The sequence below is a fragment of the Mesotoga sp. UBA5825 genome (assembly GCF_002432955.1).
In the GTDB taxonomy this organism is placed as follows: domain Bacteria; phylum Thermotogota; class Thermotogae; order Petrotogales; family Kosmotogaceae; genus Mesotoga.
Genome location: NZ_DJHG01000118.1, coordinates 1 through 14,140 on the forward strand (window position 1 = coordinate 1; position 14,140 = coordinate 14,140).

Annotated in this window: 14 protein-coding genes and 2 pseudogenes; 10 read left to right on the forward strand and 6 right to left on the reverse strand. The window is 46.8% G+C overall.

The genetic code is table 11. From position 1 onward, the window contains the following. From B3N33_RS11760 to B3N33_RS11780, 5 genes and pseudogenes are all read left to right on the forward strand, one after another. Positions 1-339, forward strand: a pseudogene (locus tag B3N33_RS11760) (ROK family protein); the annotation flags it as partial. Positions 340-368: 29 nt separating this feature from the next. Next, a complete protein-coding gene (locus B3N33_RS11765) occupies positions 369-1,295 on the forward strand; it encodes a sugar ABC transporter substrate-binding protein (protein ID WP_214060977.1) in 927 nt (308 codons plus the stop codon). 24 nt (positions 1,296-1,319) lie between these two features. Next, complete coding sequence (locus B3N33_RS11770; RefSeq protein ID WP_214060978.1) at positions 1,320-2,531, forward strand: hypothetical protein; 1,212 nt, start codon at positions 1,320-1,322, stop codon at positions 2,529-2,531. Beyond that, positions 2,524-4,065: a sugar ABC transporter ATP-binding protein gene (locus tag B3N33_RS11775; protein WP_292588931.1), complete on the forward strand. Its 1,542-nt coding sequence runs from the start codon at positions 2,524-2,526 to the stop codon at positions 4,063-4,065. Before B3N33_RS11770 ends, B3N33_RS11775 begins: the two co-directional genes overlap by 8 nt. Next, complete coding sequence (locus B3N33_RS11780; RefSeq protein ID WP_214061047.1) at positions 4,066-5,016, forward strand: ABC transporter permease; 951 nt, start codon at positions 4,066-4,068, stop codon at positions 5,014-5,016. 83 nt (positions 5,017-5,099) lie between these two features. Here B3N33_RS11780 and B3N33_RS11785 read toward each other — a convergent pair whose 3' ends face one another. Together B3N33_RS11785 and B3N33_RS11790 are read right to left on the reverse strand one after the other, a co-directional pair. Further along, positions 5,100-5,768, reverse strand: a complete 669-nt coding sequence (locus B3N33_RS11785) for a P-II family nitrogen regulator (protein ID WP_292588934.1) — start codon at positions 5,766-5,768, stop codon at positions 5,100-5,102. Then, entirely contained in the window at positions 5,761-7,251 is a 1,491-nt protein-coding gene (locus tag B3N33_RS11790) for a DUF1538 domain-containing protein (RefSeq protein ID WP_214061049.1), read from the reverse strand. Before B3N33_RS11790 ends, B3N33_RS11785 begins: the two co-directional genes overlap by 8 nt. Positions 7,252-7,645: 394 nt before the next feature. Here B3N33_RS11790 and B3N33_RS11795 point away from each other — a divergent pair, with 394 nt between their 5' ends. Continuing rightward, positions 7,646-8,227, forward strand: a complete 582-nt coding sequence (locus tag B3N33_RS11795; protein ID WP_214061045.1) for a hypothetical protein — start codon at positions 7,646-7,648, stop codon at positions 8,225-8,227. 152 nt (positions 8,228-8,379) lie between these two features. Here B3N33_RS11795 and B3N33_RS11800 read toward each other — a convergent pair whose 3' ends face one another. Continuing rightward, on the reverse strand, positions 8,380-9,237 hold the full coding sequence (locus tag B3N33_RS11800; protein WP_422655913.1) for an isoaspartyl peptidase/L-asparaginase family protein: 858 nt from the start codon (positions 9,235-9,237) through the stop codon (positions 8,380-8,382). A 500-nt stretch (positions 9,238-9,737) separates the two neighbouring features. Then, a pseudogene (locus B3N33_RS13000) lies at positions 9,738-9,948 on the reverse strand (DUF1254 domain-containing protein). A gap of 69 nt (positions 9,949-10,017) precedes the next feature. Here B3N33_RS13000 and B3N33_RS11810 point away from each other — a divergent pair. From B3N33_RS11810 to B3N33_RS11825, 4 genes are all read left to right on the forward strand, one after another. After that, the gene (locus tag B3N33_RS11810) at positions 10,018-10,548 is read left to right on the forward strand and encodes a hypothetical protein (RefSeq protein ID WP_289057986.1); all 531 of its coding nucleotides are present in this window, start codon (positions 10,018-10,020) and stop codon (positions 10,546-10,548) included. A 295-nt stretch (positions 10,549-10,843) separates the two neighbouring features. Beyond that, positions 10,844-11,689 (forward strand): DUF5685 family protein, encoded by an 846-nt coding sequence (locus B3N33_RS11815; RefSeq protein ID WP_292593459.1) that lies wholly within the window; start codon positions 10,844-10,846, stop codon positions 11,687-11,689. Positions 11,690-11,691: 2 nt separating this feature from the next. Further along, the gene (locus B3N33_RS11820; protein WP_103134749.1) at positions 11,692-12,486 is read left to right on the forward strand and encodes a J domain-containing protein; all 795 of its coding nucleotides are present in this window, start codon (positions 11,692-11,694) and stop codon (positions 12,484-12,486) included. Positions 12,487-12,493: 7 nt separating this feature from the next. After that, positions 12,494-13,075, forward strand: coding sequence for a hypothetical protein (locus B3N33_RS11825; RefSeq protein ID WP_289057989.1), 582 nt, complete (start codon positions 12,494-12,496; stop codon positions 13,073-13,075). Between the two features lie 154 nt (positions 13,076-13,229). Here B3N33_RS11825 and B3N33_RS11830 read toward each other — a convergent pair whose 3' ends face one another. Continuing rightward, positions 13,230-13,505 carry a type II toxin-antitoxin system RelE family toxin gene (locus B3N33_RS11830; protein WP_292593460.1) on the reverse strand — a complete coding sequence of 92 codons (276 nt, stop codon included), beginning with the start codon at positions 13,503-13,505 and terminating at the stop codon, positions 13,230-13,232. Then, a complete protein-coding gene (locus B3N33_RS11835) occupies positions 13,489-13,776 on the reverse strand; it encodes a hypothetical protein (RefSeq protein WP_292593461.1) in 288 nt (95 codons plus the stop codon). The genes B3N33_RS11830 and B3N33_RS11835 overlap by 17 nt, the downstream gene beginning before the upstream one ends. Between the last annotated feature and the right edge of the window lie 364 nt (positions 13,777-14,140).

Genomic DNA, 14,140 nt, shown 5'->3' on the forward strand with positions numbered 1-14,140 from the left:
AGCGTAAAGGACCTATTCGAGAAGATGGACTCCGATGAGAGAATCCTCAAAAGAATTGTGGGAGGCTGCGAACATCTTGCACTTGCATTTGCCAATGCAATTATGCTTCTCGATCCGGCAAGACTTCTGATAGGAGGTGGTATTGGCTTCAATCAGTATGACCGGATTTTTCCGATAATCGACAGCACTCTGAGGAAGGTTCTTCCGGAAGAGCTTTACAGACCTGATCTACTTGTCAGAGCGGCTCTTGAGCCTTACAGTGTTGTCATTGGCGGAGCTTATTTTGCTCAGAAAGAGTTGCTCCTTAAAGAGGTTCTAGGGGGAACTTCGGGATTTTGAACGGCAGGAAACTACAAGAGGAGGTACTTATGAGAAAGATTACTGTTCTACTGGCTTTGATCTTCGTTCTAATGGCAGGAATTCTATTTGGGACGGACGTTGCAGTTTTGCTTCCCGGAACCGTTGAATTCTTCAGCGTCCAGAGAGTAGGGTTGGATGCGGCCGCTAAGGAGTTTGGACTGAACCTGATCTATGCGGACGCAGAATGGGATGCAGGCAAGCAACTGTCTCAGGTTGAGAACTTCATTGCAAGAGGTGTAGATCTCGTGCTACTTTGCGCGGCGGATAACATGGCCCTTCGAACGGCGGTAACTCGCTGCAACGAAGCCGGAATTCCATTGATAACATTCACAAACAGCATCGGAACAGATCCTGAAGGCAAGTATCCGGGTGTCATTAGCCACATAGGTCGTTCTGAGATAGGATCAGGCGTTGTCCAGGCAGAATTTGTCGAGAAGCTCTTTGGGAACGCCGACATCGACATAATTCTTATAGAAGGTAATCCCGGTACAACTGCCCAGAGAATGAGAGAAGAGGGTTTTCTCTCCGTTGCTGAAAGAAATCCTTCCTGGAGCATAATTGAGAAGCGCCCTATCGACGGCTGGACAAAGGAAGGAACGCTTGCGTTCATGGAAGCTTTCCTCCAGAGCGGCAGAAATGTCGACGTCATTGCCTGCCAGTGGTGGTCGGGAGCCATTGCGGCATCGATGGCGCTCAAGGAGAGAGGAATCACCGACGTAGTGGTTTTGGGCCTGGAGTATGCTAAAGAGCTCGTTCCTTACATCGAAGCCGGAGACGTTTACGCTTCCACGTACTTCTCGGTTATTGAAGAAGGCTACAAAGCTGTCGAGGCCGCCCATCTATACCTGACCGGCCAGGAAGTGCCGAAATTCGTCGAGATCCAGCAGGTAATGGTCACAAAGGATAACGTGGGCGATTTCGAACCGGAAATGTAAGAGAAATACGACAGGAGGTCGCTGATGTCTGAAGCAGGTAAGATCAATATCCTCTCACAGCTGTTCTTTAACGAGGAGCTGTCCAGGGATAATTCAGGAAGCCTTACAGAGAAACTTTCGAAGGCAAAGAAGGCAGGGCTTGAGAAGCTCATTATCTGGTCGGTCCGGCCCGAAAATCTTTCCCCGCTTGTCTCGATTTGCAGAGACGTCGGGGTCTCTCCGCATCTCTGGTATCCTATGCTGGCAGACACGCCAGTAGATTTCGATACGGACGCCTTCAAGATCGTCAGAACGATAGATAGCGGCCGGTCGGAGATACTGGAATCCCAAAAGGCCGGCGGTGAGGAGTTTGAATTTCTTTGCCCCAACAAGGTAAGTCGGGAGGAGGCCTTTCTAAGCCGCTTCGAAGAAATCCTTGGCCTTGCCGACTTCGACGGTGTCTTTCTCGACAGGATCCGTTTTCCTTCGCCGGCCAACGGGATAGGAGAGATGCTTACCTGCTTCTGCGACACCTGCAAAGAGAGATCAAGTGCAACGGGTTCAGCCTTTGAGGAGGCAATTCGCGGTTTTTTAAGAAAGCTCGGTTCGAAGAGGGGAATGGACGAAGTACTGGAAACTCTCAAAGAGTTTTACAGAATTACCGGGGAATTTCTCGAGTTCAGAAAGTCATTGGTGCTCCAGCTGCTAACTTCATATTCAGACAGGGCGAAAAACCTGGGCCTTGAAGTGGGCGTGGATCTTTTCTCCCCTTCTCTTAGAAATATCGTTTCGCAGGATTACGAGAGAATATCCAGGCATGTGGATTGGATGAAGCCGATGATTTACTGCAAAACAATGGGGCCGGCCGGACTTCCGATGGAACTTCTCTCTCTGGCGCAAATTCTCGTGGATCACGCCTTGCGGCTTTCGGAGAGAGAAGCGCTTGAAATCATCGGAGAGCTGACCGGCCTTCTTTTGCCTGAAAGCTTTGAAGAAATAAGAATGAGGGGCATCGATCAGAAGAACTATGAACTCGAGCTGAATAAGATCGATCAGATGAATCTCAATCCGGTAACCAGGATCTTCCCCGGATTTGAGGCGATCAATCTTCCCCCTGTATGTTCGGTCGGTCTGGAGGAAGTCGGGAATTATGTAGAGGCAACTCTTAGAAAAGGCAATGACGGGTTTGTTCTCTCCTGGGATATAAGGCACATAAGCGATAAGATTCTCGAGTATGTGGGTGATTTAGTTGAATAGAGATACTGTGGGTTCTAGACTCATTCTCGAAGTTAAGGAGATATCGAAGAGCTTTCCCGGTGTTCAGGCTCTTGACAGGGTAGACATGGACGTGAGAGAGGGGGAGGTCCACGCTCTTCTGGGAGAGAACGGATCGGGAAAGTCGACGCTCACAAAATGCATTGTCGGAGCTTATCAGAAGGATTCCGGGACTATTCTATACGACGGGAAGGAAACAAGCTTCTCATCTCCAACGGAATCTTTCAGGAAGGGAATAAGTGTTATCTATCAGGAGAGGAGCCTCATTCCCAAATTCACTGTCGAGCAGAACATATTCCTCGGTGACGAGATGCAGGTCTCGGGCCTGCTTTCAGAGAAGAATATGAGAAAGAGATTTCACAGCCTTTGTGAATCGTATGGATTTGATCTCTCACCGGACGAGAAGATATTCAGGCTCGGGGTGGCACAGCAGAAGGTTGTGGAAATCATGAAGGCACTTTCCAGGAATTCGAGGGTGGTGATTATGGACGAGCCGACGGCCTCGCTTTCGAAGGAAGAGTCGGATCATCTCTTCAAGATTATCTCGCAACTTAAAAGCAAGGGAATCTCGATTCTGTATATCACCCATATTCTGGAAGAGGTCTTCAGAATTACAGATAGAATTACAGTCCTAAGAGACGGCAGGAAGGTCTCCACTCTGAATACTGCTGAAACTGACAGAGAAGAAATCGTCAATTTAATGGTCGGTGAAGTCTTTCATGATATCGAAGATATTTCGAGCTCCGCAAACTACGACCTACCACCCGTCATATCTGTGAAGAACGTTCGAAAGTTGCCTAGAGTAAGGGATATCTCATTTGAAGTCTATCCTGGTGAAGTGCTTGGAATTACCGGTCTCACCGGCTCGGGAAAAACGGAGCTGGCCAGGGCGATTTTCGGCGCCGAGAAAGCAGACAGCGGCGAGATAACTGTCGAGGGCAAGAGAGTGAATCTAAGCTCGCCGGTAGATGCCATAAATGCAGGGATAGCGCTGATCCCAGAAGACAGGAAATCCGACGGCCTCATAATGCTTTTCGAGGTCTTCAAGAATATTACTCTCCCTGCGATAGGCGATTTCACAGTGACGCCCGGATTGATCCTGACAAAGAGAGAGTATGTTAAGGCGAATGAATACAGGGAAAGGCTTAATATCCGGCTTGCTTCGATACATCAGCAGACGAAGTTCCTCAGCGGAGGCAACCAGCAGAAAGTCGTAATCGCAAAGTGGCTGCTGACCAGCCCAAAATTGCTGATCATGGACGAGGCGACACAGGGAATCGATGTGAAGGCAAAGAGTGAGATCTACTCGATTGTGAGAGAGCTTGCCGAGAACGGCTTCTCCGTTATCTTCATTTCCTCGGAAGTGCCGGAAGTTCAGAGAGTATCCGACAGAATCCTTGTAATTGCAGATGGAGAGGTCGTGGGAGAGTTCAAACGCGGAGCTCGCCAGGGCGAGATCCTGAAGAAGGCATTGAGCGGAAAACAAGAGCATCTAGATAATCAGGTGGTGAGTTGAATGTCTGGACCCGCTGTTAAGTCGAGGTTGGCAAGCTTTCTGGGAAAGTACAAAATCATCATAGCATTCTTTGTGTTGGCGCTGGTCATCTCGCTTATGACACCCAACTTTCTGTCTTGGAGAAACATCATAAACATATTCAGGCAGAGCTCGATAATCGGAATAATGGCTATCGGCTCCACCTTTGTCATTATCGGCGGCGGGTTCGACATCTCGGTCGGCTCACTACTGGCTCTTTCCGCCGCTATGGCGGTTGGACTCCAGTCTTCTATGCACTGGTTCCTCGCCGTGATTGTTGTTCTGCTGGTTGGTGCCGCCTTTGGAGCGGTAAATGGATTCCTTAGCTCGAAAATCCATATCCCGCCGATCATTGCCACTCTGGGAACAATGACGATCATAAGAGGGATCGTTTATATGTATACGGGCGGCTATCCTCTTTATGTCGACTCAGAAGGGTTTGCTTTCATCGGCAACGGCTACATAGGGCCGATTCCCTTTCCAATAATTCTGCTGCTGATTCTGGTAGCTCTCGGTCAGTTCATTCTTGTCAAGACGAAATTCGGTCGATACTCCTGTGCCATTGGCGGCAACAAAGAGGCGGCCAGACTCTCAGGAATCAAAGTCGACTTCTACATGACCCTGACCTTCGTTGCCGGAGGTGTAATGGCTGCAATGTCAGGAATCGTCTACGCCTCAAGGCTGCTTTCAGTTACACCTCTTGCCGGCCAGGGCTATGAGCTGGATGCGATAGCTTCTGCGGTAATAGGCGGTACAAGTGTGTCTGGGGGAGAAGGTTCAGTCGTGAGAACTCTCATCGGGGCGTTGTTGCTGACGATGATAACCAATGCGTTCAACCTGATTGGGATAGATCTTTATGTTCAATACGTATTCAAAGGACTTGTAATTCTGGCAGCGGTTGGATTCGATTCATTCTACAAGGCCCGTGGCTAGAAGAATCAGCAAATAGGGTTGACCCAAAGATGAACGTACAGGCTTTCAGGAGATCGCCTCTTCATTGCATGGTTTATCTGTCTCTACTTGAGGAGGCCATAGGCATCGGCCACATTTTGAATGAAAAGGATTCCCTTACCCGGTTCATCAATTCTTAGCTTCTCTCTTATCTTGTTCACTATTGTCTGTGTCAACTCCTTTTCGGAGACGATCATGACGATCTCCTTTTCGGGTTCGATCTCCATTGCAAACAACGTGCTTCTTTCGTGAACACCGGATCCTCTCGCGTTAATTACCGTTCCACCTTTCGAACCCATCTCGGTAGCAGCATCTATAACTTCTTCTGCCTTTCCCCTATCAACTATTACTGTAATCAAGTGATACATAATCTCTTTTTCACCTCTTCCTTCTTGGAGCGAATTGCATCCCAGCTCTTTTGATCCTTCTACTTCGCGTATGTCTACAGTGAAAGCGATTCCGTGGTTCGGGCGATCTAGCATCATATCTCTGTTAAGAGCTTCAAGCGCGCTCTTGGCAGTCTCATTGTCTGCAACTATCAAGACTATTTCCTTTCGGATTTCGTACAGTGCGAAGAAATTCAATAATCCACTTTTTACAGTGCCCCTTCCCAGCAGAATAGTGCCTCCATTTGTACCGTTTGCCCTTGCAATTCTCAAGACTTCGCTTCCTTTGCCGAAGTTAACGATTACATACACCAGCTTGTAGGGACTGAGATTCTCATTACTAGCCACTTGACTCAACACCTCTTTTTCTTGTCTTCATCTTGTATATCAACCCCAATATCTGTAGAGCGATAATGGGTGTCATTGCGACCATAGATATGAGACCGAAAGCGTCAACGAGCACGTTCGCGCCTTCTATTTTACTCGCGGCGCCCTGGGCGAAAGCGAGTACGAATGTACCTGTCATCGGTCCGGAGGCAACACCTCCCGCATCGAAAGCAATTCCGACAAAGAGCTTAGGCGAAAGAAACGACAGCACTATGGAGATGACATAGCCGGGCAGAAGAAAATGCCAGAGCTGAACCGCCGGCACAGCTATCCTAATCATTGAAAGAGCCACTGCCAGACTAACACCGGCCGAAAGGGCGAAAAGCACTATTCTTCTCTTAACGGCACCGCTGGTCACATCTTCAATTTGATGAGTCAGAACGTGAACCGAAGGCTCTGCAAGGATTGTGACAAGACCCAGAATCAAACCAACTAGAACTAAGATCGACTTGTTTCCCATTGAGGCTATTCCGTATCCGATTTCTCTACCAACATCCATGAAGCCTCCGTTGACACCAACGAGAAAGACCACCATGCCCACAAAAGTGAACAGAAGTCCGACAGTAATTTGTCTGATCATCCTCTTTGAAAGTCTAAATGAGCTGAACTGAAGCAGCAAGAAGGCCAGCAGTATTGGAAGCAGTGAAAGAAGAACATCTCTTGCGATCATTGGCATCAAACCAAAGAAGTGACCGAGAATCGCGGAAGATTCCGATGCTGAATAATCAGGGGCAACTTCCATAATGTTGTTAGTGGAAACTATTCCGACGAGGAGCACAGAGATAATTGCTCCTGCGGAGGCAATTCCCAGGAGTCCAAAACTATCGTTCTCTGAAGATCTACTATCTCTTTTGAGGACTGAGATACCGGCTGCAAGTGCAAGAATGAATGGAACGGTCATTGCGCCTGTTGTAGCTCCGGAAGCGTCGAAAGAGATCGCAAGGGATTCTCTCGAAGAAAAGAGAGAAAGGATGAGTATTACCCCGTACGATACTGTCATAAGCTTGTTGAGGGCGACATTGAAGACGATTCTTATGAGTCCGAGTGAGAGAAATACTGCAATACCAACCGATGCGGTTATAACAACACTCCAGCTAGATAATATGCCTGAAGAAACAAGCTCAACCTGAAGCGCGTGTATATGCAGTGCAGGTTCAGCTATGGATATGAAGAAGCCAAGTACAAGACCTGCAACAGCTACTATCCAGAGCTTGTTCTTCTTCGCTATGAAGGTACCCATGAAATTGCCGATAGGGCTAATCCCTATGCTTACTCCAAAAAGAAACGCTGACAACCCGACAACAATCAAGAAGGAGCCAATTACAAACCTTATTATTAGTAACCAACTCAACGAGACGAACAGGAAATTCAGTGCAAGAACCAGCACGGTAATCGGGAGAACGGCCAGCAGTACTTCCTTAGACTTCTCGAGAAGCAGGTTCAAAGCTCTGCTCACCTCTTCTCAGCGATCCGCACTCTCTTTGAAGATGGATAACCTCTCCAATTTGAAGTTCTTTCTTTATTACCAAGCGGTCATACGTTTTTAGATCTTCCTTCACTTCAAAGATCACTGCTCCTTGACTGGAATCATTAGCTTTATTATACCTGTTTGGTTGAAGCAGGGAAGATGGATAGATCAAGGTCGATTCTCGAAAAGGAAGAAATGAAGATAAGCCGAAGCCTTTGTGGACAAATCCTGGAATTACTGGAGATTGCTTTGTGTACCGAGCAGGAAGCGGATCGAAATGGGTCTTGGAAGTGGGAATCCGGTTATTTCGAGAGCCTTCGATGCTCTGTAAAGAGACAACGCCGACTTCCCGAGAGAGCTTAAGAATATAGTGGACTCAAAGGGTTTCGGCGGTTCCGAAGCAATCCGCGCCGTGCTCTTCGCGAAGGGTGGTCTAGAAGAAAAGAATTTCGTCAGGTATCAAGTGGAGAAGGCTCTTGAGGCTTTCAATTTTGTCAGGAGCGTCGGATCACTTTCGGAAATCACTGAAAACTACGGAGGAAAGCTAGTTTTCAAAGAAGGTGCAAGATGGCCGTCAATATATCATCTCCGACTCCTCGCTTTCACGAAGGAATGGAGAAGTGAGCCAAACAAGAAGCTTCTTATCGGTGCGATCAGAAGACTTGCGGAGATGTCGCCAATAGAATATGCGCTGGTTCGCCACAAAGCGCAGCTGATAGCGCCGGCCTCGGTCTTTATGGACGATTTCAACTCAGATATGGATAAGCTTGATTCAAAGGGGTGGATGATGTGGTTTCACAGGATGGAGCTGCTTGCGAGAACGGGTATTGCAAATGAAGTTCCTTCGATCAAGAGACAGATTGACCAGTTACAATCAATACTCCTGAAATCAGGGCGAAATTTGCGGAGAAGCTCTCTCGTCCTTACTCCACTCACTGGAACTCTTATGTAGGTTTGGCTCTTGAAGAAAACTGGAGATCGTCATCAAGGAGAATCAACGATCTCACGTTTAGAAGTCTACTCATTCTCTATCATGCGAATGTGTGAGCCCGAATCTCCCTGAGTGTCCTTTGGTTCAGTTGAGTTCTATCGTTGTCTTCCGGATCAGTCAAAGCGGGAATACATTGTGGGCATGAAGAAGCCATTATGGGAGATTCCGGCATTGCCTTCGTCATCCAGGGCGATCACTCCACATGGGAACCCCCTTTTGGAACAGATCTCGATAACTCTGTCACANNGGCCGCCTTCGATAAGCTCGACGAGCTTCCTTGTGACTTCGACTCTCAGTATTCCCTCTCCAAGTCCGGTTGCCGAAGCTCCGGCAGATATGGACGCGAAAGTTCCGGCCCCTATGATGGGAGTATCTCCAACCCTTCCCGGAAAGGCGTGGGCAATTCCCCCGGTCGAAGTCCCGGCGACGATGCGACCCTTTGAATCTACTGCCACTGCTCCGACAGTTGAGAAGAGCCTCTGTTCAGCCAGCAGTTTAGAGTACTTTTTAACGAATTCTCTGTAATTCTCCGGAAGTTTCTCCATTTCTCTATTATCAGTATTCGCATGCTGCTCATCCGGACTTGTCTCTCTGAACCCCATAAGTCTGGCGAATATCTCGGCTCCCTTCCCGGAGAGCATTATGTGAGGAATTTCCTCCATAACCTTTCTCGCCACGCTGATAGGATGAGCGAAATTCTTGATTCTGATTACCGCTCCTGCCGCCTCGTTACTATCCATAATTGAGGCATCCATTTCGATTTCTCCTATCATGTTGCTGAAGGAGCCGGAAATGCCCGCATCGAAATGCGGATCGTCTTCAAGTGTCACGATAACTGACTCAACGGCATCTAAAGCGGAATCGCTTCCTTGCAGAACGTCGAGTCCTATTTCAAAGGCCTTCCGCACCCCTTTTGTGCGAAGCTCCATCTCTTTCTGCGGAAGGAATCCTTCATCGCATCCGCCGTGCACAATCAGTGCTCTCTTCAACTTATCACCTCCAGTGAAATCTTTGCTGCAATTAGAGCACAGCTCCTATCTCGGAGTATCCAATCGGCTGAGAATACGCTTGCACCAATTCTTTGAGGTGTGCGAGAGTACTAAGAGGTTGGAAACCGCAAGCAGGAGCAGTAACAAAAACAAGAGATCTATAAAACTCGGATAGCCTTCACTATGCGTGTCTAAGTCTAAGATTACCGAATAGGTCCGCGCCGTGATAAATGTGCCAGGCTGATCTGAAGACTCCACGATTTGCGATGCCTGACCGAATCTGGATCTTGAGCTCTTCACACCCCAGCCATCAACCCTCTGCTACGGCATTCTTTTCGCTTCCCGAAGAATTCTACCCTAATCAGAGGGTTTTCGTTCAACGCGGCACATGATCTGTTGACTACTTACTGAGCATATGAGTTATGTTCTTTGCGAATTCGATTGTCTTCTTTTCGATCTCTTTTTTGAGTTCTTCAGGGTTATCAAAATCCGGTTCTTGTGCCAACGTAGGCGAAGTTGTGTGTGTATATGTCGATCATCTGGAAGGAGTAATAGCGGTCCTCTACTGCCGGTACACTCACCAACAGGCTCCGATCTCAGGTCGAGCCATAGTGCAGAATAGATATTGTCGTTGCTGGGACGAACGACCTCCTTGTAGTCGGGATCGCGAAGCTTCCTGCTGTTATAGAACATGTTGAATAGCCCGAGATTGATTACGCCATAAATGCCGATGGGAAGATCGACATCCACGATTTCGAGGCAATGTTCCTGAAGGCTAGAATTCACATCCTTGCAGAAGATCCGGAGAGTACGAGAGATGTTGCTGACGAGATATTGGAAGCAATTCCTGATGATCAAGAAATAAGAGAGTACGTAGCTGCAAAGTTCCTGGAATACTCACGCCTGTTCTTTAAGAAAAATAACCTTGAACTGGCCATACTTTTCACAGAAAACGCGATGAAATTCGACACATCAAAGGAATTGCGCGGGTTCAGAGATCACTTAAAGATAGCCAATGATGCTCTAAAAGAGTTCAAAGCTTATGAATCTGATAGTGCGATAATTAACACTATAAAGGCTCTCGCAGTCATAATTATCCGGAAGAACTATCTAGCAGTCGATGATGCAGAAGAAAAGGAACTTGATGATCTTTTCGATAAGTGGTTGAATAATCTGAGTGACATTCGAGTATCAACGATAAGAGACAGTATCAATCTTACGAGAAGGAACTACCCAAAGATTTATCTAGCTTGCAAGAAGTTCTTTGCGAATCTGGAGGAAGCTTTGTCATAGAGAGGCGTCTTCAGCCAGACAAGCTCTCAATGTTTCTAGCTTTTGCAAGTTCGTAGAGCTCTCACAGGTAATCGAGTATGTTTATAGGATGCTAGTACTCACGGCAAGACTGGAAGAGGACTACATACGAGATAGGGTGAAGTCTGTAGATCAGCGTGAAGAAGCAGTAACACCTGTGAGATAATATATTCCTTGGGGCATCTGAAGATTCCACAGAGATGCCCACAGCAGCACTAACAAGAGAATCAAATGAAGCCTGAACAGAGAAAAAGCAGTGATCTAAAACGAGGTACGTATGCTTGGATATTTCAAACCGGGGAACTCGATTTCGCCCGAAGCCAGAAGACAGTATCAGGTTATCTACTGCACGCTCTGCCATAATCTCAAGAGGCTATACGGAACAAGGGCTTCAATGCTTTTGCAGCACGATCCGATTTTCTTCTCGATTCAGTCAGGTTTTCTGCCTTCGATCGATGAAGAAAAGGTAATAAAAAAGAGCTGTATTATACAACCCAAGAAAGTTGAAGTATTGGCAGGGTATGAGGCTTACTTTGATCCATTGTCTGATCTTTCTGTATTGATGATCCTTATAGCCCTATGGGACAAGGAGTTTGACAATGAGATCACTATAAGAAACAGGATCTTCTTGAAGATCCTTGGCAAGGTCTTAAGACTATCCGAGAGGAAACTTGCGGAGAGGGAGATATCGATTTCCGATCTGAAATCAGAGTGCTTTGCCGCGCTGGAAGTCGAACGAGATTCAAAGCTTAATCCTTTGGACAGGCTAAGCAAATTCATGGAGTTCGGGGGAAGACTGACCGCTGAATTCTTCCCTGCTAATGGAAACTCAGAACGCAGCGAATCTATTTCCATAAATATGCTGAAAATCATGTACCTTGTCGATGCGCTGGAAGACTTTCATTCGGACGTAGCTAAAGGGTCTTTCAACCTCTTACAGGGTCAGAACCGTGAAGGCATGGTAGGTTTAGTCGAGAGAGGCGTGGAGTCTTCGTTGAAGGCCATATATCTTCAAGGGAAACCTTCACTGGACACTTATTATAGAGAGATTGTATCAAGCGCAATGAATTCTGTGATGAACAGTCTTGAGATAGCGAAAGAGAAATTCGATAAGGAGGGCTGAGAATGGCCAATTATTACGAGGTGCTCGGCGTGAAGCCAGATGCAACTCAGTCTGAAATTCGGAAACGTTATCGTGAACTCGTAAGTCTTTATCATCCCGACAAACATTCCAATAATCCGCTTCGTGAACTCGCAGAACAGAAGATGAAAGAGATAAATGAAGCTTACGAAGTCCTCGGGACTCCGGAAAAACGCGAGGAATACGATTCGGGAGTCCATACGGAAAGAAGTTATCATTACAGTGACAGGGCTTCCCAGAATTACGATATTCTGATCGCCAACGCAACCGAATCATACTCTCAAAGACTCTGGGGGAAAACCATCGAATACTGCACGCAAGCGATAGCTATCGACAGCTCGAGATATGAAGCGTTCGGAATAAGAGGAATTGCGCAAAGCAGCCAGAACAACCACTCGAAAGCGATTGAGGACTTAGAAACCGCAATCAGGAATGGCGGACAAGACGATTGGATATTCGCTCAACTGGCCTTTAGCTACGCCGAACTGGGTAATCACGCTGAAGCGATAACATATATCAAGAAAGCTATGCAAGTGGGTTCCAGAGAGCCGAACTATCTGGCTTTTCTAGCTATCCAGTACGAAAAGCTAGGTAGCCAAACCGAGGCTTCGAATACCTGGAATGAACTGAGGTCTGTAGATCCAAACAACGAAACACTCAAACAAAGAGATCAGGTCTGGAAAGTGGGCGGTGCCTACGTCAACAAGAAAGACGTGGGAACTACTGCCGCTGCTTGTGCCACCTGTATCTTATGTGATCTCCTCTGCAACTGCTGTTGACATTGATATGGATAGAGCCCTGGAGCTTTTGAGAGAGTATGGATACTTGGTTGTCTTCTTTGGTACAGTAATAGATCAGTCTGGCATTCCGGTCTTTATCGTGTCGGGCGGGATACTCATAGCCGCAGGCATACTTAAACCGGTACCCGTTATACTCTTGTCCATGCTCTCTCTGCTCTCCACCGATATTCTGTTTATTCTGGTGGGTAATTACTTCAGAAATGCAGTCAGCGGCAATTACTCCAGCTCAAAAGGTGTATCTTGGCTAAAGCGTTTTCTGGTTCTGGGAACAGGCCTTTTTCTCTCTTCACCGCGACTCTTCTACCTATTCTCGAAAGTGATTCCCCTAATAGGGAAATATGTGCCCGTGTTCGCCGGATTCAGCGATTCACCGAAAGCGACCGCTATCTCTCTGTTCGCAGTCGGAGACCTGATATGCACAATTCTGTTTCTGGCGGGCGGCTTTTTCTTAGGAGACTTATTTATTAGCTATTCCAGGAGCATAGCCGTCCTAACAGGTCTAGCTTTTCTGATAATATTCCTCGTAATCAGCAGGGCTATGAAGAGAGAAGTCAAGAAGAAGATCTAGTGTAGCCTGAACTCGACCGATCTTAAGAGCACACTCCCCGTCGGCAGGAGCATGCCGCCACCCCGCTCAAGCGGGCAAGAAGATCCGCTGTAAGCTTAAGAACAAAGACCCGCTGAACGCTAATAAGAAGATAGAAAGAAGAACGCATTTGATCTTATCTGTAAGCGTCTCCACTTCTGACTATCTGAATTACCAGCACCACAAATTGACCGCCTTTCAATTGGAATATTACTCTATAACTACCAACTCTCAATCGAAGAAGGCCATTATACTTCCCAGTAAGAGGCTTAATGTCTGGTTTCTTGTTCGACGAACCATCATAGAAGTCACAAAGATCTAGTAAAGCATCGTTTATCCTGTCTTGCTGCTTCTGGTCCAGCTTTTCAAGTTGCTTGTCGGCCGCGTTTGTGAGTTCAACGATGTAGCTCATATCTTCTGACTACTTTTAGATCTTCTTCTGTCATCTGATCTAGTATTCTCGTTAGCTCTTCGTTTTCTTCTGGATCACATGGTTCAGTTGTTGCCATTATCTTGAAGTACATAGAATTATATCCTTCTGTTTTTATAAGGTTCCACAAAGCATGCTCTATGATTTCGCTGGCACTTCTGCCCTGAACTTTTTTCAACTCTTTCAGTATCTTCCACGATGAGGGTTTCAACATGATGTTATGCCTTTCCTTAGTTTCTCTGATATCTTCCACGGTTTCACCACCTCTACACATCGTGTGTAAATTATACACCCATCATTCCTTCTTTTCTCAAAAGTCCGTGCGGTTGGTTTGTTTTCGACACTCGAATGTTCATTTTTTCTTGCTAAGGCCTTCCATTGAATACATTCCAAAATGCTGCACAGGCTTCTTGGGAGATACCTCTTTCTGCTTTCGATTTCTCAACGATCTCCTTGTAGTGTTCGCGGCGGTGAAAAATGGAGTCTGACCCGTTTATTTATATTTATGGACCCGCTTATTTATATTTATGGACCCGTTTATTTATGTAAGTCCGCAGGCAGCATGGTTTTCAACCTGCATTCCCGGAAATTATAACGAGGGAGATTCCACACCCAGT

Excerpts from the sequence above, each read along its gene's own strand:
- B3N33_RS11810 (WP_289057986.1), top strand. The coding sequence starts at position 10,018 with ATGTTCCTGAAGGCTAGAATTCACATCCTTGCAGAAGATCCGGAGAGT.
- B3N33_RS11815 (WP_292593459.1), top strand. The coding sequence starts at position 10,844 with ATGCTTGGATATTTCAAACCGGGGAACTCGATTTCGCCCGAAGCCAGA.
- B3N33_RS11825 (WP_289057989.1), top strand. The coding sequence starts at position 12,494 with ATGGATAGAGCCCTGGAGCTTTTGAGAGAGTATGGATACTTGGTTGTC.
- B3N33_RS11770 (WP_214060978.1), top strand. The coding sequence starts at position 1,320 with ATGTCTGAAGCAGGTAAGATCAATATCCTCTCACAGCTGTTCTTTAAC.
- B3N33_RS11830 (WP_292593460.1), bottom strand. The coding sequence starts at position 13,505 with ATGAGCTACATCGTTGAACTCACAAACGCGGCCGACAAGCAACTTGAA.
- B3N33_RS11780 (WP_214061047.1), top strand. The coding sequence starts at position 4,066 with ATGTCTGGACCCGCTGTTAAGTCGAGGTTGGCAAGCTTTCTGGGAAAG.
- B3N33_RS11820 (WP_103134749.1), top strand. The coding sequence starts at position 11,692 with ATGGCCAATTATTACGAGGTGCTCGGCGTGAAGCCAGATGCAACTCAG.
- B3N33_RS11765 (WP_214060977.1), top strand. The coding sequence starts at position 369 with ATGAGAAAGATTACTGTTCTACTGGCTTTGATCTTCGTTCTAATGGCA.